This window comes from Amycolatopsis suaedae (genome assembly GCF_004214935.1).
Lineage (GTDB): Bacteria > Actinomycetota > Actinomycetes > Mycobacteriales > Pseudonocardiaceae > Amycolatopsis > Amycolatopsis suaedae.
In genome coordinates, this window is record NZ_SFCC01000010.1 from 217,470 (window position 1) to 239,969 (window position 22,500).

A 22,500-nucleotide genomic window follows, 5' to 3' on the forward strand; every position below is an offset into this window, starting at 1 on the left:
AGCGGCAGGTCCGACGCTGCGCACATGAACATCTCCAACGGGCGTCGGTGGGCCGCTCTGGCCGTCTGCTGTGTGGCCAACCTGCTGATCGCCCTCGACATGACCGTCCTGCACCTCGCGGTGCCCAAGCTGCTGGAGGACCTGAAGCCGACCGCGACCCAGTTCCTCTGGATCTCCGACGCCTACGGGTTCGCCATCGCCGGGCTGCTGATCACCATGGGCAACCTCGGTGACCGCATCGGCCGGAAGAAGCTGCTGCTGATCGGGTCCGCGGTGTTCGGCCTGGCGTCGGTGCTGACCGCGTACGCGCCGACCCCCGAGTTGCTGATCGTGGCCAGGACCCTGCTCGGCATGGCGGCCGCGACGCTGATGCCGTCCACGCTGTCGATCATCCGCAACGTCTTCACCGACCCGAAGGAACGCACCATGGCCGTCGGCCTGTGGAGCAGCGTCGTCATCCTCGGGTTCGGTGGCGGGCCGGTGTTCGGCGGCTGGCTGCTGGAGCACTTCTGGTGGGGCTCGGTGTTCCTGATCAACGTCCCGATGGTGCTCGTGGTGCTGATCGCGGGCGCGGTGATCCTGCCGGAGTCACGCAACCCGGTGGCCACCCGGCTGGACCCGCTCAGCGTGCTGCTGTCGATGGTCGGCCTGATCGGCGTGGTCTACACGATCAAGGAAACCGCGTACAAGGGCATCGACGAGCCGGACGTGATCGTCGCGGCCGTGCTGGGCGTCGGCGGGCTGGTGTGGTTCCTGGCCAGGCAACGGCGGCTGCCGCAGCCACTCGTCGACATCTCGCTGTTCGCGCAGCGGGCGTTCTCCGCGACCGTCGGGACCACCGCGGCGGTGATGTTCGCGCAGCTGGCCCTCTCGCTGACGTTCGCGCAGTACTTCCAGCTGGTGCTCGGCTGGTCACCGCTGAAGTCGGGGCTGGCGAACCTGCCCGGCATGGCCGGTGCGCTGGTCGGCGGCGTGCTCGCCGGGCTGTCCGTGCAGTGGTTCGGCCGGTCGCGGGCCATCGCGGGCGGGCTGACGCTGTGCGCGGTGTCGTTCCTGGTGCTGGCGCAGGTCGACACCGGCACGCCGTACTGGTTCGTGCTGATCGGCATGCTGATCTCCGGCGTCGGGCTGGCCACGACCCTGACCATCGCCACCGACACGGTCCTGGCGACCGTGCCACGGCAGCGGGCCAGCGCGGCGTCGGCCATCTCGGAGACGGCGACCGAGCTGGGCGGTGCGCTCGGCATCGCACTGCTGGGGACCCTGCTCGGTGCGGTCTACCGGGCCGAGCTGGTGCTGCCGTCCGGGCTGCCGCCGGAGGTCGAGGCACCGGCGCGGGACTCGCTCGGTGGCGCCGTGGCCGTGGCGGACGCCCTGCCCGCGGGGACGCTGGACTCGGCCCGCGAAGCGTTTCTGACCGGCATGGAGGCGACCATGTACGGCTCGGCGGCGCTCGGGGTGCTCATCGCGGTCGGGGCGCTGGTCACCATGCGCGGCATTCCGAAGGTGATCGAGGAGGTCACCGAGGAGCAGCCAGCGACACCAGTCGCCGGTCGCCCTGGCTGACGACCCAGACCAGCGGGGCGGTCAGGACGGAGAGCAGCCTGGCCGCCCACGGCCGCCCGTTGCGCCGGGCGATGTCCGGGCCGAACGTCGCCATGACGGTGACCAGCGCGGTGAGCGGGCGGATGTACAGCGTCGCCTCGGCGATGAGGCCGTCGTCGTCGAGCCGGAACACCGCCGTCTCCTCGATCGGACGGCCCTTGATCGTGCCGGTGTAGCCGACGGTCCTGGTGCGGTCGTCGCCGACGTCGAAGGTGAAGTGGAGGTCCCGCACGTGGGTCAGCGGCGACCTCGACCAGGCTCACGACCTGCCCCCGCCCGGTGAACGCGACCCGCTGGGTCAGCGGTGAGCGCAGGACGACGTCCTCGGCGAGGGCACCGCGGACCAGCTCCAGGTCCCCGGTCTCCCCGCCGCGGCAGTACCGCTGGGTCGCGCTCATGGCCTTCTCCCTTCGGTGAGCTGCCGCAGCCCGTGCCACAGCAGGTCGGTGAGCAACGCGACCACCTGGTCGCGTGGTACGTCGCGGTTGGCCCACCACCAGCCGGCGAGGGCGTTCAGGGTGCTGGTGGCGGCCACGGCGAACGCCTCGTCGACGCGCTCGCGGGGCAGGTCGGACGTGGTGTCGAGCGCGGGGAGCCAGGCGAACAGCGCCCGCGCGGCGGCCATCGCGCGGGCTCGGCCAGCGGCGTGCACCTCGGCGACGACCGGGTCGGCCGGTGTCTCGGCGAAGATCATCCGCCAGCCGCACTCGTGGGTTTCCGCCCACCGCAGTACCCGGTCGGCGGTCGTGGTGAGCAGCGCCCGTGACTCGGCCGGGACCGGGCGCCCCGCCCACGCCTCGATCAGTGCGTCCACTTCGGACTCCAGCAGCTGGGCGTAGAGATCGGCCTTGGTCCGGAAGTGGTCGTAGAGGACCGGGGTGGTGATCCCGGCCCGGGCGGCGACCGCGCGCATGCCCGCGGCGTCGTAGCCGGACTCGGCGAAGACCGCCGCGGCGGCGTCGAGGATGCGGGCCCGGCGCTCGGCGGGGCTCAGACGTTTACCTGACATTTGTCAGGTAGCGTACCTGACAGCCGTTAGGTTGTCAGGGGTGCTGTCCGGCAGGGACGAGCGGGCCCGTACGCTGGGCTGCCGTGGGTATGCGCAGCAGGAGCACGGTCGTCATCGGCGGCGGGATCATCGGGCTGTCGGTCGCGTGGGAACTGACCCGGCGCGGTCACGGCGTGACCGTCCTGGAGAAGGAGACGGACTGGGCCGCGCACCAGACCGGCCACAACTCCAACGTCGTGCACGCCGGCCTCTACTACAAGCCGGGTTCGTTCAAGGCCAGGATGTCCGTGGCGGGCAACCAGTCCATCGTGGAGTTCGCCAAGGACAACGGCGTGCCGGTCGAGGTCTGCGGGAAGCTGGTCGTCGCCACCTCCGAGGCGGAACTGCCCGCGCTCGGCGTGCTCGCCGAACGCGCCGAGGCCAACGGCGTACCTGCCAAGCTGATCGGCGCCGACGAGGCACGGGAGTACGAGCCCGAGGTCGCCTGCGTGCGGGCACTGCGGGTGGAGTCCACCGGCATCATCGACTTCCCCGCCGTCTGCCGCGCGCTGGTGCGGCTGCTGGAGGAGGCGGGGGCCGACCTGCGCCTCGGTACCCCGGCGCGGGGCATCCGCGCGGGTGCGCTCGGCGGCGTCGAGGTCGCCACCGGCAGCGAGGTGCTGCGAGCGGACAGCCTGGTCAACTGCGCCGGGCTGCAGTCGGACCGGGTGGCGCGGCTGGCCGGGCTGACCCCGAGGGCGCGGATCGTGCCGTTCCGCGGCGAGTACTACGAACTGCGTCCCGACCGGCGGCACCTGGTCCGCGGCCTGATCTACCCGGTGCCCGACCCGTCGCTGCCGTTCCTCGGCGTGCACCTGACCCGGATGCTGGACGGCAGCGTCCACGCCGGCCCGAACGCGGTGCTGGCGTTGCGCCGTGAGGGGTACCGGTGGTCGGACATCTCGGTCGGCGACCTCGCCGAGGTGGCCCGGTTCGGCGGCGCGTGGCGGCTGGCCCGCAAGTACGCCTACCCGATCGGTCTCGACGAGGTGCGGCGGTCGTTCTCCAAGCGGCGCTTCGCCGCGAGCCTGGCCAAGCTGGTGCCCGCCGTCGGTCCCGACGACATCGTCCGGCACGGCTCCGGCGTGCGCGCTCAGGCGCTGCTGCCGGACGGCTCGATGGTGGACGACTTCCTGATCGAGTCCGCCCCCAACCAGGTCCACGTGCTCAACGCCCCCTCACCGGCCGCGACCAGCGCGCTGGAGATCGCCAAGTATGTGGCGACGGAGGTCGAGGCCTCCTAAAAGGGCGGGAGCCTGGGGGTCATCGCGGTGGCAGCCGCCTTGGCCCGCTCGCACGCCTTCGAGTGGTCGGTCTTGTGGCCGCTGAGCACCACGACGCCACCCTTCGGGTTCGCCGGCAGGATCACGTAGCAGCTGTCCGGGTGCTCGTTCATGTGGTAGACGCTCCACTTGCGACCGGCCACGTCGAGCTGCTCGTCCGGCTGCTCCTGGTACGGCGCGAGCTTCGCTTCCTTCGTCGACACCTTGACGTACACCGACTGGATGTCGGGGTTCGCCGAGTCCCACTCACAGCCGGGTTCGCCCTTGATGGACCCGCGATCGGTGCCCGTCCTGCGCCCCTGCGCCTGCACGCCGAGCTGGTCGGTCTCCTGCGGGCTGAGCAGGTCGCACGGCTCCGCGACCGCCGTCAGCGGGTGTGGCGGCCGGTGTGTCGACGGCGCGGGCGCGCCGCCGGGCAGATGGGAGGCGACGAAGGGCGCGGCCTCGTCGGCCTTCTGGCACGCCTTCGTCTCCTCGCTGAAGTTGGAGCTGCCGATCTCGACGAACGACGTCTCGGACAGCTTGATGGCGTAGCTGCAGACCCCGCCGCCGGTGAGCGGGTCGGCGTGCTTCTCCCAGGTCAGCCCGCCGAACTGCACGTGCCCGATCGGCCCCTTGCCGCCGTAGTACGCCTCCATCGGCAGGTCCAGCGCCGCGGCGGTCGAGAACGACGCGTCGGTGGCGCTGTCCTCGTGCGCTTCCCAGTAGCAGCTGGGCGGAACCTGGCGTTCGATGTCACCGGGTCGCAGCTGGCCGGGGTGGACCAGTTCGAGGAACGCGGCCTGGTCGGCGGTCAGCAACGCGCACGGATCCGACACCGGCACCGGGCCCGCACCCGGCCGCGCACTGCCCGCGACCGTGCTGGTGCACCCGGCGAGTACGGCGACCGCCAGGGCAACCACACAACGCGCCACGCCCCCTGCCACGCCGACACGGTAACAACCCGCAGGTCAGGCTGGCGGCAGTTTCGCCGTAATGAACGGCAGCGCCTTGAGCACCTGGTCGCAGGCCTTGGCGTGGTCGGCCCGGTTCCCTCCGGTGACCTTGACGCCCGAATCCGGCCCGAACCCCAGCACAGCGGCGCACGAGTCCGGGTCGTCGTTCGGGGTGCGATACAGGTCCCACGTCCGTCCACCAGCCTGGATCTGCTCATCGGGCTTTCCGCCGTCCCCGAGCTCCGCGGCTGAATTCTTGGTCGACAACTTCAGGTAGATCGGATGGAGCGCCGAATCGGTGGACTCCCACTGACAACCGGGCTCGCCACCGATGGCGTCGCGACCGTCACCGGTCTTCGCGCCCTGCGGATTGATCTGAAGCTGATCCGACTCCTCGGGCGTGATCAAGTCACATGGCTCCACGGTGGCCAGCGGGGCGACCGGCTTCTGTGGCACCGGCGAAGCGGGCGCCCCACCCGGCAGATGCGATGCCACGAGCGGCGCCGCCCGCTTCGCCAGATCGCAGGCCTTGCTCTTGTCCCCGAAGTTGGTCGTGGTGACCTCGACGAACGACTGCTCCGACAACACGACCGCGTAGTTGCAGAAACCATCGCCGAACGCGCTCGGATAACGGTTCCACGTCAGACCGCCCAACTGCACCTGCTCAATGTGAGCCGCACCCGCGTGGTAGGTCGCCGCCGACATGCTCAGCGACGCGACGATGTCCACACCGGACCGGTCGTCGTTCGCTTCGGCGGGCGAGAAGCGACAGCTCGGCGGGAGCCGGCGGTCCTCCTTGCCGGGCGTCAGCCTGCCCTGCGGCTGCAGTTCCAGAAACGTCGCCTGCTCCGGCGTCAGCAACGCACACGGATCCAGCACCGGCGCCGCCGGAGCCGCACCCGGCCGCGCACTACCCGCAACCGTGCTCGTACAACCCGCCAGCACCAACGCCGCCGCCACGGCGGTCACCGTACGTGTCCATCCCCCTACCATGCCGCCACGGTAACAGGGCCAGGCCTTACGCCGGCGGCAGTTTGGCGGTGATCACCGGCAACGCCTTCAGGACCTGATCGCATACCTTGCCTGGCTCACGCCGATGGCCACCCGTGACCATGACAGCGGACTTCTCGCCGAACGCGAGAACCGCGGCGCAGTTCATCTTGGAGTCCTGCGGCGTACGGTGAAGCCCCCAGCCCCGGCCGTTGACCTGTACTTGTTCGTCCGCTTTCTCGCCCTGGGCCACCTGATCGGCAGACCTGTCGAGCGCCAGGGCGACGTAGAGCGGCTGCCGGTCCGGCGACAACGATGGCCATTCGCAGCCAGGATCACCGTCGATGTTGCCCCGTCCGGTGCCGGTCTTCTGACCTTGCGGCTGCACCTCCAAGGGTCCCATCTGGTCGGCGGTGATCAGGTCGCACGGCTCCATCGACGCCAACGGACTCACGGGCTCGGCCGGTTTCCGCGGCATGGGCGGAGCCGGCGCACCACCGGGCAGATGTGCCGCCACGAACGGCACCGCCCGCTTCGCCAGATCGCACGCCTTGCTCTTGTCCCCGAAGTTGGTCGTCGTGACCTCGACGAACGACTGCTCCGACAACACGACCGCGTAGTTGCAGAAACCATCGCCGAACGCATTGGGATAACGCCGCCACGTCAGACCACCAAGCTGCAGCTCCTCGATGGGCGCGGCACCAGCATGGAAGGTCGCCAACGACATGCTCAGCGACGCGACGATGTCCACACCGGACGGATCGTCGCTGTCTTCGCCGGGCGAGAAGCGGCAACTCGGCGGGAGCCGACGGTCCTCCTTGCCGGGCGTCAGCCTGCCCTGCGGCTGCAGTTCCAGAAACGTCGCCTGCTCCGGCGTCAGCAACGCACACGGATCCAGCACCGGCGCCGCCGGAGCCGCACCCGGCCGCGCACTACCGGCAACAGTGTTCGCGCACCCCGCCAGCACCAGCACCGCCGCCACGGCGGTCACCGTACGTGTCCATCCCCCTACCATGCCGCCACGGTAACAGGGCCAGGCCTCACGCCTGCGGCAGTTTGGCCGTGATCACCGGCAACGCCTTGACCAGCCGCTCGCACGCCTTCGCCGGATCGGCCTTGTTGCCGTCGGTGATCTTGACGCCTGCCTCCTCGCTGAACGGCAGAACTGCCGCACAGCTGTCCTCGTCGTCCATCGGCGTCCGGTACAGGCCCCACTTGCGGCCACCGGCGTCGACCTGCTCGTCGGGCTCCTCGTCGAACGCCAGCTTCTTGGCCGACTTCGTCGGCGACACGATGACGAAGACCAGGTGCAGGTTCGGGTCGGTGGACTCCCACTCGCAGCCCGGGTCGCTGTCGGTGCTCGACCGGCCCTTGCCGGTCTTGCGTCCCTGCGCCTTCACCTGGAGCGTGTCGGCTTCCTCCGGGGTGATCAGGTCACACGGCTCGACCGACGCCAGCGGGCTGGCCGGCTTCTGCTCGATCGGTGGCGGCGGGGCGCCGCCGGGCAGGTGCGACGCCACGAACGGCCCGGCCCGGTCCGCCTGCTCGCACGCCTTCTTCCCGTCGCTGGCGTTGAGCACGCTGATCTCGACGAACGAACGCTCCGACAACGCGGTGCCGTAGTTGCAGAAGCCGTCGCCGAACGTGCTCGGGTACTTGCTCCACTTCAGCCCGCCGAACTGGACCTCGCCGACCGGCTGCTGCCCGTCGTGGTACGAGGCGAGCGGGATGTCGAGCGACGCGGCCACGGTCACCGCGTCCCACTCGCTGTCCTCGGCCGGGCCCCAGCGGCAGGACGGCGGCACCAGCCGCTCCGTGTCACCGGGGGTGAGCACGCCCGTCGGCTCCAGCCCCAGGGCTGTCGCCTGCTCCGGGGTGAGCATCGCGCACGGATCCAGCACCTGCTGCGCGGGCGGTTCCGCGCCCGGCTGCGCGCTGCCCGCCACCGTCGTGGTGCATCCCCCGACGGCCAGCACCGCCCCGAGCACCAGGTACCGGATCTTCATGTCGCTCCCCTCAGCGAACCGGCGCGAGCACCTCGCGGCCACCGAGGTACGGACGCAGCGCCTCCGGCACCCGGACCGAGCCGTCGGCCAGCTGGTGATTCTCCAGGATCGCCACGATCCACCGGGTGGTGGCGAGCGTCCCGTTCAGCGTGGCCGCCACCTGCGGACGGCCGTTCTCGTCGCGGTAGCGGACGCTCAGCCTGCGTGCCTGGAACGTCGTGCAGTTCGACGTCGAGGTCAGCTCGCGGTAGGCCTGCTGCGTCGGAACCCACGCCTCGCAGTCGAACTTGCGGGCCGCCGACGTACCGAGGTCACCACCGGCGGTGTCGATCACCCGGTACGGCACCTCGATCTTGGCGAGCATCCGCTCCTCCCACTCCAGCAGGCGGGCGTGCTCGGCCTCGGCGTCCTCCGGCCGGCAGTAGGTGAACATCTCGACCTTGTCGAACTGGTGCACCCGGATGATGCCGCGGGTGTCCTTGCCGTACGACCCGGCCTCGCGGCGGAAGCAGGACGACCAGCCCGCGTAGCGCTTCGGCCCGGCCGACAGGTCCAGGATCTCGTCCGCATGGTACCCGGCCAGCGACACCTCCGACGTCCCGACCAGGTACAGGTCGTCGTCACGCAGCCGGTAGACCTCCGACGAGTGCGCGCCGAGGAACCCGGTGCCCGCCATGATCTCCGGCCGCACCAGTACCGGCGTGACCATCAGCGTGAACCCGGTCTCGGCGGCCTGCGCCGCCGCCATGTTCAGCAGCGCGAGCTGCAGCTGGGCGCCGACGCCGGTCAGGAAGTAGAACCGCGAGCCGGACACCTTGGCGCCGCGCTCCATGTCCAGGGCACCGAGCCCGTCACACAGCTCGACGTGGTCGCGCGGCTCGAAGTCGAACTCCCTCGGCGTGCCGACGTGCTTGAGCACGACGTAGTCGTCCTCACCACCGGCGGGCGCGTCCGGGTGCACGATGTTGGGCACCAGCCGGTGCAGCTCCTCGAACTCCTCCGACGCCTGCGCCTGCTCGGCCTCGGCCGACTTGACCTGGGCCGCCAGCTCCTTGCCCCTGGACAGCAGCGCGTCCCGCTCCTCGCCGGACGCCTTGCCGATCTGCTTGCCGAGCTGCTTCTGCTCGGCCCGCAGGTTGTCGGCACTGGCGATCGCGGACCGCCGGCGGGCGTCGAGGTCGAGCAGCTTGTCGACAACGCCCTCGTCCTCGCCACGGGTGCGCTGCGAGGCGCGCACGGCGTCAGGGTCTTCGCGCAGGGTCCTGGGGTCAATCACGAAAGCAGAGCGTAGTAGCCATGCACTAGAGCCCGCGCACGAAGTCCGAGATCACCTCGCCCAGCCGCTCGCCCGCGTCCTCCTGCAGGAAGTGCCCGGCATCGGTGATCACCGGGTGTTTCCGTCCCTGCGCACCGCGCCACCCCTGGATCTGCGGCGCGAAGTGCGAGATGACCGCGTCCTTGTCGGAGAACGCGGTGAGCATCGGCAGGTCCAAGGTGGACAGTGTCTTCTCGGCCAGCCGGTTCGCAGGCACCGCCGGGTCGGCGGGGTCGGTCGGGACCAGGGTCGGCATGGCCCTCGGCCCGGCCTTGTACATCTCGTTCGGGAACGGCGCGTCGTAGGCGGCCCGGACCTCCTCGGACAGCCGGGTCACGCAGCCGGACTGGACGCACCGGCCGACGTCGAGGATCTGGGCGTCGACCACCATGTCGCGGAACGCCCACCACTGCTTGGGCATCTCCTGCTCGCCGGTGGGCAGGCCGGTGTTGGCGGCGACCACGCCGGCGAACCGCAGCGGGTGCTCGGCCACCAGGCGCAGCCCGATCAGCCCGCCCCAGTCCTGGCCGACAACGATGACATCGCGCAGGTCGAGCGCGTCGAACGCGAACGCCCGCATCCACTCGACGTGCTGGGCGTAGCTGTGGTCGGCGATGTCGGCGGGCTTGTCCGAACGGCCGAAGCCGACCAGGTCGGGCGCGATGGCCCGCAGGCCGGCGTCGGCCAGCACGGGGAGAACTCTCCGGTAGAGGTACGACCAACTCGGCTCGCCGTGCAGCAGGAGCACGGCGGGGCCGTCAGGTGGCCCGGCCTCGACGTAGGCAACCCGCACGACGCCGGCGGTGGCGCAGTCGATGTCGGCGTAGCGGGGCGCGAAGTCGAAGTCGGGCAGGTCGGCGAACCGGTCTTCGGGAGTCCTCAGCAGTCGCACGTACCCCACCGTAGTGAAAAACCGACCAAGCTGTCAGTAATTCACACGGCACTTACGAGATGCCGACGGCCACCACGAGACCGAGCGCCAGGTGAGCGGACGCGACGACGATGCTGGCCGGGGCGAACTTCTCGCTCTCGATCGTGGAGCCGACGTCGATCCGGGTGGCCCATTCGAGCAGCCGGACGGCCAGCACCTGGACGATGATGCCGAGCAGGCCGTAGACCAGCGACGTGATCAGGCCCTCGGTCAGGTCGCTCGCCGAGTTGAAGATCGCGACGACCACGATGAACGCCATCGACAGCAGCCCGGACGCGGTGACGATCACGGCGTTCGGCAGCCCGCGGCGCACCAGGTCGGACAGCTTGCCCGGGGTGGTCCAGTCGATGGCGTAGAAGCCGATCAGCATCAGCAGCAGGCCGACGACGCCGTACAGCAGGATCGCGCCGATCCCGCGGACGAGGTCGGAGCCGAAGTTGTCGGCCAGCGCAAGGGTCGTCGTCACTGGAACTCCCAGGTAGATGTGTGTGTCGGTGAGCCTTTTATCACGACTCGGGGATGCGGTGTGGGACAAATGCGGCACCGTCGTCGGTGACCAGCCCCGCCGTCTCGCGGATCCCCAGGCCCGCGGCGTTGTCGCCGACGATCCACGCGCCCAGCGCGGGGCGGAACCCGTCGAACTCGGGCAGCGGATCGAACGCCTGGTAGACGTAGCCCTCGGCGCCGTAGACCCCGCCGGTCTGGGTTTCGTAGCCGGTGGCCACGATCTGCACGTTGGCACCTTCGCGGCCGAGCTTCGGCTTACGCACGTACTCGGTGAGCAGGCCGGGGTCGTCGGCGAACGCGGGCAGCAGGTTGGGGTGGCCGGGGTAGCCCTCCCACAGCACGGCCAGCAGCGTCTTGTTCGACAGCAGCATCTTCCACAGCGGCTCGACCCACAGGGTCTGCGGCAGGGACTCGGCGGCGTACTTGCCGAACTCCTCCTCCACCACCCATTCCCACGGGTAGAGCTTCACCACGGTGTTCATCGGGGCCTCTTCGAGGTCGACGAACCGCTTGAGCAGCGGGTCCCAGCCGATCTCCTCGATCGCCAGCCCGACGGTGTCCATGCCGGCCTCGGCCGCGGTCTCCTGCAGGTAGGCGGTGGTGACGTGGTCCTCGCCGGTCGGATCGGCCGTGGACCAGGTGAAGTGCAGTTCCTTCGACGGCAGCAGGTCGCCGATCTCGGCCCACCGCTCGACCAGCCGTTCGTGGATGGAGTTCCACTGGTCGTCGTCCGGGTGAACGTCGGTCTTCCAGTGCCACTGCAGGACCGCGGCCTCCAGCAGGGAGGTCGGCGTGTCCGCGTTGTACTCCAGCAGTTTCGCCGGGCTGCGGCCGTCGTAACGCAGGTCGAAGCGGCCGTAGACGTGCGGGTCGCGGCGCCGCCACGACTCGGCGATGTGCGGCCAGACCCACTCCGGGATGCCGAAGTCGCGGTAGCGCTCGGTCAGCACCACGTTCTCGACGGCCTCCAGGCACATCGAGTGCAGCAGCTCCACGTCGGCCTCGACGGAGAGCACCTCGTCCATCGGCAGCACGTAGTGCACCGACTCGTCCCAGTACGGGCGCGACTGCCCCGAGCCGTAGCGGGCCGGTGTGCCGAACACCATGCCCTGTTCCTCGACGATCCGTTCCCAGCCGGGCCGTGGTGTGCCGGTCCTGCGCTCCATCTGCTCAGGAGCCCCCGCTCTTTCCGGTGCCGCTCTTACCGCTGATGCCGAACCCGCCGCGCTGCACGGACTTGCCGGACTTGGTGGTGATGTTGGCGCCCGACGGGCGGGTGAACGACCCGCCGCTGACCTTCTGCCCCGGCACGCCGGTGCCGCCGTAGTTGTAGCGGTACTGGTTGTACCCGCCGCCGTACGGGATGAAGATCCACCCGCCGGAGACGTGGCCGCCGTGGCTGCGGGCGTAGTCCTCGTCACAGTTGTTGTCGTCGGCGACGATCGTGTCCGACTGGTCGGTGCACACGGCGGTGACGTCGTTCGGCTTGGCCACGACGTACCAGGCGGCGACCACGCCGACCAGGCCGACCGCCACGCCGCTGCCGATCAGCACGTTGCGCTTGGTCTTGCTGCGCTTCTCGGCTTCCTGCAGAGCGACGGCGCGTTCCTGCTCGGCGGCCATCGCCTGCCGGCGGGCGCGCTGTTCGGCGAGGGTGGGTTCACGCGGGGTGGTCGTCGACGGGTCCTGGAACCGCATCGAGCCCTGCCTGGGCTGCTGTGGTTCCTGCGGGGGCTGTCCCCCGGGTGGTGTGTTCTCCGTCATCGCCGCTCCATCGCCCTGGCCATTTCCCCAACTGGCGCCCACACACTAACTACCCGCAGGGTGTCAGTCTCGCCCGACGCAGGCATCATGGTGTAGATGTCTGACGAAGGAGAACGGTTTCACACCGGCGCGCGAAAGTTGCGCACCTGGCTGTTGATGGCCGGCGCGATGTTCGGCGCGGTGCTGGCGTTGTCGCTGTCCATGCTGTTCTCCTGGGGTCCGGCCGAGGTCGCCGGCGGCACCGGTGGCGGCGCCGCCGACACGGCCGCGCGGCGGGAGGCGTTCCGCTCGCCGCCCGGCAGCTGCCTGACCTGGGACCGTCCCGACGCCGGTGACGCGAAGCTGATCGGCTGTGAGGCACCGCACCGGTTCGAGGTGATCGGGCTGGTCAACGTCGCCGACCGGTTCCCGCCGGACGTCCCGTCGCCCGACCTGTCCCAGTGGCGCCAGATCGCCGAGGAACGCTGCACGAAGATGGCCGGCGACTACCTGCACAAGCCGCTCGACCCGTTCGGCAAGCTGTCCGTCGGCGTGCTGTACCCGAGCGCCGAGGAGTGGGACGACGGCGACCGTGAGCTGCGCTGCGGCCTGCAGTGGGCGGCGCCGGGCGGTCAGCTGCAGCTGATCACCGGCCCGGCCTCGGCGCAGGAGCAGTCGAACATCTGGAAGGTCGGCACCTGCCTGGCGCTGGCGGGCAAGACCGTCGGTGACCCGATCGAGTGCACGAAGCCGCACGCCTACGAAATCGTCGGCGAGCTGGACCTGACCTCGAAGTTCCCCGACGAGTTCCCCGAGCCCGACGAGCAGAAGACCTGGCTGGACACCGAGTGCAACCGGCTCGTCGAGGACTACACCGGCGGGCTCGACCTCGGCGCCGAGAAGCTGATCCTGACCTGGGACACCCGGGAGAAGGCCAGCTGGGAGGCCGGCTCGACCAAGGTCAACTGCAAGGTCGGCGCGAAGCTGGAGGACGGCAGCGGGCTGGCACCGGTGACCGGCAGCATCCACAAGGACGCGAAGTCGGAGGCACCGCCGGGACAGGCCCCGATGCACGGCGAGCACCCGGCGCCGCCGCCCGCGCAGGGCCCGCCGCCCAGTCAGCCGGGCGAGTAGGACGCCGATGCCGGTCGAGATGTCGGTACGCCGCTTCGAGGAGCTGGTGTCCGAGGCACTGGACGAGCTGCCACCCGAGTTCGCCGCGGCCATGGACAACGTCGTCGTGCTGGTCGAGGAGTTCAACGAGGAGGAGCCGGACATCCTCGGGCTGTACCACGGCATCGCGCTGACCGAGCGCCGGTCGGACTACGGCGGCGTGCTGCCCGACCGCATCTCCATCTACCGGCAGCCGATCCTGGGCATCTGCGAGACCGAGGAGGACGTCGTCGAGGAGGTGCTGATCACCGTGGTGCACGAGATCGGGCACCACTTCGGCATCGACGACGCGCGCCTGCACGAACTCGGCTGGGGCTAGGGAAACATCAGGGCGATCCCTGATGGCTCAGCCGAGGCTTCTGGGACAATCTCAGGCATGACCGGCATCTTCTGGATCGACCTGATCGTCGGGCTACTCGGCGCGCTCCTGCTGCTGTGGCCGACGTTGATCCTGGCGCTGGTCGTGCTGCAGCCGCGGCGTGGGCTGCTGCCGGTGGCGGTCAAGCTGCTGCCCGAACTGCTGGGCCTGCTCCGCCGCATGGCCGCCGACAAGGCGCAGCCGAACGGTGTCCGGATCCGGCTGGCCGTGATGTTCGGTTACCTGCGTTCGCCGATCGACCTGGTGCCGGACTTCATCCCGACCGTCGGCAACAAGGACGACGCCATCGTCGCCTCCGCGGGCCTGCGCGCGGTGGTGCGGCAGGTCGGCCTGCCCGAGGTGCGCCGCTACTGGCAGGGCAGCGACGAGGGCTGGGCCGCCGTCTGCCGACTGGCCGATCCGGACGTGGGCGGAGCGTGGGAAGCGGACTACGACGAACGGCCCACTCGCCCGACCCGCCGGGCCTGACCTGCCCTTTCACCGGACCGGGGCGGGGAAGCAACAGACTGCTGATCTAGTGTTTTCCCGAACCCGGAGGTGTTTGAGACGTGCCCAGCATCGTCGACAGGATCCGCGCGGACGGCCCCGAACGGCGGCAGGCCGAGATCGTGCGGGTGCTGGTCGAGGCGTTCGACGAACTGATGACCGCGGACGCGGGCGCGTTCCGGCACAAGTTCCGCAAGATGGCGGCGGCGCCGTTCGCGTTCTACCGCGGCTCGGCGTGCCTGTTCTACGCCGACATGGCCTCGGAGAACGACCGGTGGGCCGACGACCGGACCAGCCGGGTGTGGATCCAGGGCGACCTGCACGCGGAGAACTTCGGCACCTACATGGACTCGTCGGGTGCGCTGGTGTTCGACGTCAACGACTTCGACGAGGCCTACCTCGGCAGCTTCACCTGGGACCTCAAGCGGCTCGCCGCCTCGGTGGCGCTGATGGCCTGGAGCAAGGCCATCAGCGACGCCGACATCGAGCAGCTCATCGGCGGCTACCTGCGTAGTTACGTCCGGCAGGTGCGGCAGTTCGCCGAACACCCCGGCGACGAGATGTTCAAACTCCAGCTCGACTCCACCGATGGCCTGGTGCACAAGGTGCTGCAGAAGGCCCGACTGAACACCCGGGTGGCGCTGCTCGAACGGATCACCGTGGTGGAGGACTACGACCGCCGGTTCTCCCACGGCGACGGTGTGCGGGTACTCGACGCCGGCGAGCGGGCCGCGGTGGAGCACGCCTTCGAGGGCTACCTGGCCACCATCCCGGAGAACAAGCGATTCGGCAGCGTCACCTACCACGTGAAGGACGTGGTGGGGCGCAAGGGTTTCGGCATCGGATCGGCCGGGCTGCCCGCGTACAACATCCTCGTCGAGGGCCACTCGCAGGCACTGGACAACGACGTCGTGCTGTCGATGAAGCAGGGCAACGTGCCCGCCCCGAGCCGGGTGGTGCGCGAGGAACGCATCCGCGACTACTTCCGCAATGAGGGCCACCGCACGGCCGTGTCGCAGCGTGCGCTGCAGGCCCACGCCGACCCGTGGCTGGGCCACACCGAGCTGAACGGCACCGGGTTCGTCGTGGCCGAGCTGTCGCCCTACGTCGACGACCTGGACTGGTCCGAGCTGACCGAGCCGTCGGACATGGCGCCGGTGCTGGACTACCTGGGCCGGGCCACGGCGAAGATGCACTGCGTGTCCGACTCGGACTCCGAGCAGACCCTGGTCGACTTCCAGTGCGAGGAAGCCATCGCGGGCGCGATCGGCTCGGCCGAGGACGAGTTCGTCGCCGAGCTCACCGAGTTCGGCCTGGCCTACGCCGCCCAGACCCGCGACGACCACCGGCTGTTCGTCGACGCGTTCCGGAACGGGGAGATCCCCGGGGTATGAGAAACAGTGCGTCAGTGGATCGATACGGATTGCGACTGACGCCACTGTCTTGTCACACTTCGTCATGGCACGATGCCCATGGGTATCCGGGGAGGGATGCGCCATGATCGTTCGGAGTTCGCCGTGACCGGCCGGGACAACCGGTTGCGCTGGCTGCTGTCGGCCAGTTCGTTGTCCAACCTCGGCGACGGCATCGGCAAGGTCGCGTTCCCGCTGCTGGCGGCGTCGCTGACCAGGGATCCGGTGTTGATCGCGGGGCTGGCGGCCACCCAGTTCCTGCCGTGGCTGCTGTGCTCGATGCTGGTCGGCGCCCTGGTCGACCGGGTGGACCGGCGCCGCGCCATGCTGCTGGCCAACCTGGCCAGGGCCGTGGTCGTCGGGCTGATGGCGCTGCTGGTGTACACCGGCGGCGCCACGATCTGGCTGGTGTACGTGGCGGCGCTGCTCATCGGCGCCGCCGAGACCGTCGCGGACAGCGCGGCCAACGTCCTCGTGCCGGCCGTCGTCGACGGCCCGCGCAGGCTGGAGGCGGCCAACAGCAAGCTGCAGGCCGTCGAGATCGCCGGCCAGACGTTCATCGGCGGGCCGCTGGGCAGCGCCACGTTCGCGGTGTTCGCCGCGTTCCCGTTCCTGCTCAACTCGGCAGGCTTCGCGCTGGCCGCGGCGCTGCTGCTGGGGCTGTCCGGCGGCTACCGGCCACGCCGGCAGGCCGAGCACCGCAGGCTGCGCACGGATCTGGCCGACGGCGTGCGCTGGCTGCTGGGCGACCGGCTGATGCTGCGGCTGGTCGCGGTGGCCGGCGCGGTGGCGTTCGTCAGCGAGCTGGCCCAGGCGCAGCTGGTGCTGTACGCGCTGGAGGAGCTGGGGCTGTCCGAGGCCGGGTTCGGTGTGTTCGCGCTGGCGGGTGGCGTCGGCGGGCTGGCGGGTGCGGCGCTGGCACCGAGGCTGATCCGCGCGGCAGGCCGGTTCCCGCTGCTGCTGACCGGCCTGCTCGGCGCGGGCGCCGGGTTCACCGGGATGGGTCTCACGACGCAGCCGGTGTTGTCGGCCGTGCTGTTCGGCCTGTTCGCGGCGGCTGTCGTGGTGGTCAACGTGGTGCTCGCGACCGTGCGGCACACGCTCATCCCGGACGAGTTGCTCGGCCGGGTGTTCGGCGCGTGGCGCACGATCGTGTGGGGCGCGATCCCGGTCGGCGCCTTGTGCGGTGGCCTGCTGACGAAGCTGCTCGGCGGGACGGCGGGCACCTTCACCCTGTCCGGTGCGGCGCTGGTCCTGCTGGGCGCCGGGGCGTGGCTCACGCTGCGCGGGCACCGGCACGCGATCGAGTCGGCGGGGCGGGTTCCCGAGCCGGCTACAGGACGGTCTCAAAGCTAGGAACGCGGGTCCCGGCGGTGCTGCAATATGCCTCTTGGCGAACCGCGAGGAGGCGGCCCGTGCTGGACCAGGACACGTCGTCGCCGCCGGTCGCGGTGTCCCGAAGACCGCTGGTGCTGGCCGGGGTGGCCGGTTTCGCGGTCGGCAGTGTCGTGCTCGGGCTGCTCTGGGCGTTGTCCGACGTGGAGGGTGCGGCGACGGCCGACGCCCGTGCCGCGTGCGCGGCGCTGGAGCGGGTCGGCGAGCTACCCAGACCCGAGCCCGGCGGTCCGCCGATCGGGCGAAACGCACTCGGGCCCGGCGGGCTGAGCCGGCTGGCCGCCGCCAAGGAACTGGCCGAGGCGGCAGCCGAACTCGACTCGGCCCACGAGGAGCTGGCCGAGGCCGTCGACGGCGTCAGCCGGATGGTCATGAGCCTCAACTACGGCGACGCGTCCGGTCACCGCCACTACGCCAACGCCCTGTCCATCTGCGGCCGGACCTGATCGTCAGCCCTTGACGATCGTCTTCACCGTCAGCTGGTTGCCGGGGATCTTCTCTGCCGCGCAGCCGGTGCCCTCCAGCGGCACGACCTTGGAGTCGTACTCCTGCGGCGGGTAGACCCGCACGCCGGTGTACGGCGTCGGCACGCAGGTGCCCGGGTCGTAGTTGCGGACCTGCACGAATCCGACGTCCGCCGAGGCCGTCTCGCCGGGTGCCAGCTTCACCGCGGCGCCCTTCTCGCCCTCGCGGAACGCCGCGGGCCCGAGCTGGTGCTGGTCCGAGCCGGTCACGAAGGACACCCCGGGGAACCCGTGCAGCGTGCAGGGCTCGTCGTCGATGTTGGTGAACAGCAGCGGCCGGTAGACGGTGCCTGCCGCGGCGTCGCCGTTGCCGAACTTGATGTCGAGTTCATCGACGTCACACAGGCCCTCGTCGCGCTGCTGCGACGTCGTGGTGGCCGGTGGCGCACTCGACGGGCTGCTCGGCGTGGGGCTCGGCGGCGGTGGACTCGGTGCCGTGGTGGTCGGTGTGGTGGCGGCCGACGTCCCCGGCTCCTGCCCGCAGGCGGCCAGGCCCGCCACGAGCCCGGTCGCGGCGGCCGCGCAGATGATCCCGCGTCGCATCCTCATGTTCGCCTCCCTGTGTCCAGGTGACTACCCGGTAGACGTCCGCCCCATGCCTCGGGTTGCGCCGGTACGGTCGAGTCGTCCCTGGTAGACGCGGGAGGAGCCGGCGTGGCGAGATTTTGTGACGAGGCGTGGCAGCACACCGTGAAATTACAACAGTCCGTGCTCGAGCACCCGTTCAACACCGAGCTGGCCGCGGGAACGCTGTCCCGCCAGCGGTTCCAGTTCTACCTCGCGCAGGACTCGCGGTACCTGATCGGCTTCGGCCGGGCACTGGCCGTCGCCGCGGCCAGGGCACCGGAGCCGGACGCGGTGGCGTTCTTCGCGGGTGCGGCCAGGGAGGCCGTCGTTGTGGAACGTGCCCTGCACGAGGGCTACTTCGAGCGGTTCGGGCTGTCCGAGGCCGACCTGGACGCCATCGAGACGTCACCGACCTGCCTCGGTTACACGTCGTACCTGCTCGCCGTGTCGGCCACCGGCAGCTACGGCGAACTGGTCGCCGCCCTGCTGCCGTGCTTCTGGGTGTACCAGCACGTCGGCTCGCACATCCTGGCCGGACAGGAGCCCGGCGCGGACAACCCGTACCAGGCCTGGATCGACACCTACGCCGACGACGACTTCGCCGCGGCCGTCCGCTCCTGCCAGGAGGCCGCCGACCGCGCCGCCGAGGTGGCCGACGGCGCGACCCGGCAGCGGATGCTGGCCGCGTTCACCCGTGCGTCGGAGTACGAGTGGCTGTTCTGGGACTCGGCCTATCGCCTGGAGGAGTGGCCGACCCGGCAGCTCACATCGCGGTTCCCGCCCAGCTGACGCAGTGCCAGCCGTCCGGGCGGGAGTCCAGCTCGATGAGGCCGGTGTTGGGCAGCAGCCCGGCATCGGCCACCTCGGGCCGCACGTTGTCGCAGATCCACTCGGCACCCAGCCGCAGCACGCCACCGTGGCTGACCAGCGCGATGATCCCGTCCGGATCGGACTGCTCGTGCTTGGCGCGGATCTGGGCGACCGCCTCGACGAACCGCTCCCGCACCTGCCGGCCGCTCTCCCCACCGGGCATGGCGGCGTCCAGCTCGCCCTGCGCCCACCGGTGCGCGATCGAGATGTAGGTGTGGATGGCCTTCTCGTCGGTGCGGCCCTCCAGGTCACCGACGGTCACCTCGTGCACCCCCTCGACGACCTGCACCTCGACCCCGCACGCGGCGGCCAGCGGCGCCGCGGTCTGCTGCGCCCGGGTCGCGTAGGAGGCGTACACCGCGCGGATGGGCCGTTCGGCCAGCTCGTCGGCGAGGCGCTGTGCCTGCTGCTCGCCCAGCTCGGTCAGCGGCGGCCCTGGCAGCGCCGTGTCGAGTGCCTTGCGCACGTTGGCCGGTGTCTGCGCGTGCCGGATCAGGTACAGCTTCACGCCCGCTCTCCTCTTCGCACCGCGTCCACCCAGTCGGCGGCGTCGGTGAAGTCGTCGTTGCCGGTTCCCGGTTCGACCGCCGATGGTGCCCCGTCAGCCCGTGGGTGGGAACCGAGAAAGCGAACGTTGTTGCAACGCCTGCGCAGCGCGGCCACCGCGTCGCCGACCCTGGGCTCGGCGATGTGGCCCTCGAAGTCGATGAAGAACCGGTAGTAGCCGAAGTTCTCCTTCAGCGGGCGGGCGTCCAGCCGGAGCAGGTTGATGCCGCGAACGGCCAGCTCGGTGAGCAGGCCGGCCAGCGAGCCGGTGCTGTGCGCGGCCGCGGCGACCACGGAGGTCCGGTCGTGCCCTGACGGCTCCGGCAGGGTCCCCGGCTTACGCAGCAGCAGGAAGCGCGTGCGGGCGTCGGCGACGTCGGCGACCCCGGTGGCCAGTACCCGCAGCGGGTAGTGCTCGACGGCGACCGGCGCGGTCACGGCCGCGTCGTACTGGCCCTGCTGGACGGCCACGGCCGCGGCGGCCGTCGACGCCGTCGCCACCGGCTCGGCGCCGGGCAGGTTCGCCTCCAGCCAGTGCCGCACCTGCGCCAGCGCGTGCGGATGGCTGGCGACCGTGCGGATCTCCCCGGCGTCCTCCCTGGTCAGCACGCTGAAGTGGACGGCGAGCAGTGCCTCGGTGACCGCCACCAGCGGACCGTCCTCGGCCAGGCCGTCGAGGGTCGCGGCGACCGGTCCCTCGACGGAGTTCTCGATCGGGACGCACGCGGCGTCGGCCGCACCGGCGCGAACGGCCCGCATGGCGGCCGGGATGGTGTCGGCCGGGACCAGGTGCTCACCCCGTGCGAGCGACCGCGCGGCCTGCTCGGTGAATGTCCCCTGTGGTCCGAAGTAGGCGATCGTTGGCACGTCCGCCAGGCTACGCAGGCGGGTTCACTCGCATAGCGGGTAGGTGAACCGGTTACCCGGCCTGACGTTTTTTGCCATGCTGGGGGGTGTGACCGCAGAACCGGGCACGCACCCGACGCCGCCGCGGGCTTCCGAACCCGCCAGCACACCGGAGCTGGTGCTCTGCGCTGTCGACGAGCCGCTGGCCAGAGCCTGGCAGACGGTGGTCGCCCCGCGGACCGCGCGGGTGCGGGTCCACCAGGGATCCGTGCTCGACGTCGTGGCCGACGCGGTGGTCAGCCCAGCCAACTCCTACGGCTGGATGCGGGGCGGGATCGACGCCGTCTACGCCACGGCGTTTCCCGAGGTCGAGCAGAACGTCCGCAGCGCCGTGCTGGCCTACCACGGCGGTGAGCTGCCGATCGGTGAAGCGCTGGTGGTGCCGACCGGCGAACCGCAGCCTGCCTGGCTGATCAGCTCGCCGACCATGCGGGAGCCGGGCGAGCGGCTACCCGCCGACACGGTCCACCCCTACCTGGCCGCCCGGGCGGTGTTCCTGCTGTGGCGCGACGGCGCGCTGGAGCACGGCGGCCGGGTGCGGCACGCGGTGGGCCGCATCGCCATGCCGGGCCTGGGCACGGGCGTCGGCGGCGTGGCGCCCGAGGTCTGCGCGCGTCAGGTCGCGGCGGCCTGGGACGAGGTCTTCGCAGCTCGGTAGGGTCGTCGCCATGCGGCTTCCGTTCGCCGTGCACCCCTCCTGGCGTGCGGATTTCGACCGGCGTTACGCCGAATGCCAGCTACTGGTCTGACCAGCTTTCACGCGAGCGTGGCGCACCCGTGGCGTGCAGAACGTCACAGCGCGTTGTACCGCGGTAAGCCCTACCGTTGGATGAGCGTTAACCCGAACAACGCAGCAAGGCCTCGACGTCGAGGGAGTGCGCATGCCACGCGTTCGTGAGCTCAGCCCGTACGTCGAGCTGCACCGTGAGCAGTGGCGGGAACTGCGACGTTCCACGCCGCTACCGCTGACCGCGGAAGAACTGCTCCGCCTGCGCGGACTCGGCGAGCAGGTCGATCTGGCCGAGGTCGCCGACGTCTACCTGCCGCTGTCGCGGCTGATCAACCTGCAGGTCGCCGCCCGGCAGCGGCTGACCGCCGCCACCACGACCTTCCTCGGCGAGGAGTGCGGTGCCACGAACGTCCCGTTCGTCATCGGTATCGCGGGCAGTGTGGCCGTCGGCAAGTCGACAACGGCCCGCATCCTGCGCACGCTGCTGGCCCGCTGGCCCGACCACCCCCGCGTCGACCTGGTCACCACCGACGGCTTCCTCTACCCGAGGGCCGAGCTGATGCGGCGCGGGATCATGCACCGCAAGGGCTTCCCGGAGAGCTACGACCGCAGGGCGCTGCTGCGCTTCGTCACCGAGGTCAAGTCCGGCTCCGACCGGGTGAGCGCGCCGGTCTACTCGCACCTGGCCTACGACATCCTGCCTGGTCAGGAACAGGTGGTCGAGCGCCCGGACATCCTCATCGTCGAGGGGCTGAACGTCCTGCAGCCCGGCCCGCGGCTGACCGTGTCGGACCTGTTCGACTTCTCCATCTACGTCGACGCGCACACCGAGGACATCGAGCGCTGGTACATCGAGCGGTTCCTCAAGCTGCGGCACACGGCGTTCGCCGACCCGGCCTCGCACTTCCACCACTTCGCCGGCCTGCCCGACGACGAGGCCAGGGCCGAGGCCGCCCACCTGTGGCACACGATCAACGAGCCGAACCTGGTGGAGAACATCCGGCCCACCCGCCCACGCGCCACGCTGGTGCTGCGAAAGGACGCCGACCACTCGATCAACCGGGTCAGGCTGCGCAAGCTGTAATCGCCCGGCTCGTCCGATCGGACGAGGTTGCCAAGGCCAGCAACAACCGGTTGGCCGATACCGGC

The 22,500-nt window shown here is 70.5% G+C and carries 25 protein-coding genes; 11 read left to right on the top strand and 14 right to left on the bottom strand.

Annotated elements, in window-relative coordinates:
* Positions 1-24 precede the first annotated feature (24 nt).
* Positions 25-1,566 (top strand): MFS transporter, encoded by a 1,542-nt coding sequence (locus EWH70_RS21025; protein WP_130477165.1) that lies wholly within the window; start codon positions 25-27, stop codon positions 1,564-1,566.
* Here EWH70_RS21025 and EWH70_RS21030 read toward each other — a convergent pair.
* Positions 1,520-1,837, bottom strand: coding sequence for a hypothetical protein (locus tag EWH70_RS21030; protein WP_240687117.1), 318 nt, complete (start codon positions 1,835-1,837; stop codon positions 1,520-1,522). The genes EWH70_RS21025 and EWH70_RS21030 overlap by 47 nt on opposite strands.
* Before the next feature lie 162 nt (positions 1,838-1,999).
* Positions 2,000-2,614: a TetR/AcrR family transcriptional regulator gene (locus EWH70_RS21035; RefSeq protein WP_130477166.1), complete on the bottom strand. Its 615-nt coding sequence runs from the start codon at positions 2,612-2,614 to the stop codon at positions 2,000-2,002.
* Between the two features lie 89 nt (positions 2,615-2,703).
* Between EWH70_RS21035 and lhgO the strand changes: the two genes are divergently transcribed.
* A complete protein-coding gene (lhgO, locus tag EWH70_RS21040) occupies positions 2,704-3,897 on the top strand; it encodes an L-2-hydroxyglutarate oxidase (protein ID WP_130477167.1) in 1,194 nt (397 codons plus the stop codon).
* Here the strand turns inward: lhgO and EWH70_RS21045 are convergent.
* The 9 genes from EWH70_RS21045 to EWH70_RS21085 are packed head-to-tail and all read right to left on the bottom strand — an operon-like array spanning position 3,894 to position 12,384.
* On the bottom strand, positions 3,894-4,862 hold the full coding sequence (locus EWH70_RS21045) for a DUF3558 family protein (protein WP_130477168.1): 969 nt from the start codon (positions 4,860-4,862) through the stop codon (positions 3,894-3,896). The two genes, lhgO and EWH70_RS21045, sit on opposite strands and share 4 nt — an antisense overlap.
* A 24-nt stretch (positions 4,863-4,886) precedes the next feature.
* Positions 4,887-5,840, bottom strand: coding sequence for a DUF3558 family protein (locus tag EWH70_RS21050; RefSeq protein WP_165436350.1), 954 nt, complete (start codon positions 5,838-5,840; stop codon positions 4,887-4,889).
* Positions 5,841-5,889: 49 nt separating this feature from the next.
* Positions 5,890-6,843: a DUF3558 family protein gene (locus tag EWH70_RS21055; protein WP_165436351.1), complete on the bottom strand. Its 954-nt coding sequence runs from the start codon at positions 6,841-6,843 to the stop codon at positions 5,890-5,892.
* Between the two features lie 58 nt (positions 6,844-6,901).
* Positions 6,902-7,867 carry a DUF3558 family protein gene (locus EWH70_RS21060; protein ID WP_130477171.1) on the bottom strand — a complete coding sequence of 322 codons (966 nt, stop codon included), beginning with the start codon at positions 7,865-7,867 and terminating at the stop codon, positions 6,902-6,904.
* A gap of 10 nt (positions 7,868-7,877) precedes the next feature.
* Entirely contained in the window at positions 7,878-9,143 is a 1,266-nt protein-coding gene (gene serS / locus EWH70_RS21065) for a serine--tRNA ligase (protein ID WP_130477172.1), read from the bottom strand.
* Positions 9,144-9,168: 25 nt separating this feature from the next.
* A complete protein-coding gene (locus EWH70_RS21070) occupies positions 9,169-10,074 on the bottom strand; it encodes a haloalkane dehalogenase (protein WP_130477173.1) in 906 nt (301 codons plus the stop codon).
* A 52-nt stretch (positions 10,075-10,126) separates the two neighbouring features.
* Positions 10,127-10,579 (bottom strand): DUF350 domain-containing protein, encoded by a 453-nt coding sequence (locus EWH70_RS21075; protein WP_130477174.1) that lies wholly within the window; start codon positions 10,577-10,579, stop codon positions 10,127-10,129.
* A 40-nt stretch (positions 10,580-10,619) separates the two neighbouring features.
* A complete protein-coding gene (locus EWH70_RS21080) occupies positions 10,620-11,786 on the bottom strand; it encodes a glutathionylspermidine synthase family protein (RefSeq protein WP_130477175.1) in 1,167 nt (388 codons plus the stop codon).
* A 4-nt stretch (positions 11,787-11,790) separates the two neighbouring features.
* Positions 11,791-12,384, bottom strand: a complete 594-nt coding sequence (locus EWH70_RS21085; RefSeq protein ID WP_130477176.1) for a hypothetical protein — start codon at positions 12,382-12,384, stop codon at positions 11,791-11,793.
* 96 nt (positions 12,385-12,480) lie between these two features.
* Between EWH70_RS21085 and EWH70_RS21090 the strand changes: the two genes are divergently transcribed.
* The 6 genes from EWH70_RS21090 (at position 12,481) to EWH70_RS21115 (ending at position 17,654) form a co-directional block, all read left to right on the top strand.
* Positions 12,481-13,497 carry a septum formation family protein gene (locus EWH70_RS21090; RefSeq protein WP_130477177.1) on the top strand — a complete coding sequence of 339 codons (1,017 nt, stop codon included), beginning with the start codon at positions 12,481-12,483 and terminating at the stop codon, positions 13,495-13,497.
* A gap of 7 nt (positions 13,498-13,504) precedes the next feature.
* Positions 13,505-13,855, top strand: coding sequence for a metallopeptidase family protein (locus EWH70_RS21095; protein ID WP_130477178.1), 351 nt, complete (start codon positions 13,505-13,507; stop codon positions 13,853-13,855).
* 57 nt (positions 13,856-13,912) lie between these two features.
* Positions 13,913-14,383, top strand: a complete 471-nt coding sequence (locus EWH70_RS21100) for a YkvA family protein (RefSeq protein ID WP_130477179.1) — start codon at positions 13,913-13,915, stop codon at positions 14,381-14,383.
* A 173-nt stretch (positions 14,384-14,556) separates the two neighbouring features.
* On the top strand, positions 14,557-15,795 hold the full coding sequence (locus EWH70_RS21105) for a DUF2252 domain-containing protein (RefSeq protein WP_130477292.1): 1,239 nt from the start codon (positions 14,557-14,559) through the stop codon (positions 15,793-15,795).
* A gap of 96 nt (positions 15,796-15,891) precedes the next feature.
* Positions 15,892-17,169, top strand: a complete 1,278-nt coding sequence (locus tag EWH70_RS21110) for an MFS transporter (RefSeq protein WP_130477293.1) — start codon at positions 15,892-15,894, stop codon at positions 17,167-17,169.
* Positions 17,170-17,228: 59 nt separating this feature from the next.
* Positions 17,229-17,654, top strand: coding sequence for a hypothetical protein (locus tag EWH70_RS21115; protein WP_240687119.1), 426 nt, complete (start codon positions 17,229-17,231; stop codon positions 17,652-17,654).
* A 3-nt stretch (positions 17,655-17,657) separates the two neighbouring features.
* Here EWH70_RS21115 and EWH70_RS21120 read toward each other — a convergent pair whose 3' ends face one another.
* Positions 17,658-18,281, bottom strand: a complete 624-nt coding sequence (locus EWH70_RS21120) for a DUF4232 domain-containing protein (protein ID WP_130477180.1) — start codon at positions 18,279-18,281, stop codon at positions 17,658-17,660.
* Positions 18,282-18,422: 141 nt separating this feature from the next.
* On the opposite strand from EWH70_RS21120, the gene tenA reads away from it, so the two are divergent.
* Positions 18,423-19,088 carry a thiaminase II gene (gene tenA, locus EWH70_RS21125; RefSeq protein ID WP_240687120.1) on the top strand — a complete coding sequence of 222 codons (666 nt, stop codon included), beginning with the start codon at positions 18,423-18,425 and terminating at the stop codon, positions 19,086-19,088.
* Here tenA and EWH70_RS21130 read toward each other — a convergent pair.
* Both EWH70_RS21130 and pheA read right to left on the bottom strand, forming a co-directional pair.
* Complete coding sequence (locus tag EWH70_RS21130) at positions 19,063-19,677, bottom strand: histidine phosphatase family protein (RefSeq protein ID WP_130477181.1); 615 nt, start codon at positions 19,675-19,677, stop codon at positions 19,063-19,065. The genes tenA and EWH70_RS21130 overlap by 26 nt on opposite strands.
* Positions 19,674-20,582: a prephenate dehydratase gene (gene pheA / locus EWH70_RS21135; protein ID WP_130477182.1), complete on the bottom strand. Its 909-nt coding sequence runs from the start codon at positions 20,580-20,582 to the stop codon at positions 19,674-19,676. The genes EWH70_RS21130 and pheA overlap by 4 nt, the downstream gene beginning before the upstream one ends.
* An 88-nt stretch (positions 20,583-20,670) precedes the next feature.
* Here pheA and EWH70_RS21140 point away from each other — a divergent pair, with 88 nt between their 5' ends.
* Entirely contained in the window at positions 20,671-21,279 is a 609-nt protein-coding gene (locus tag EWH70_RS21140; RefSeq protein ID WP_420809080.1) for a macro domain-containing protein, read from the top strand.
* A gap of 223 nt (positions 21,280-21,502) precedes the next feature.
* Positions 21,503-22,435, top strand: a complete 933-nt coding sequence (gene coaA, locus EWH70_RS21145; RefSeq protein WP_130477184.1) for a type I pantothenate kinase — start codon at positions 21,503-21,505, stop codon at positions 22,433-22,435.
* The last annotated feature ends 65 nt before the right edge of the window (positions 22,436-22,500 follow it).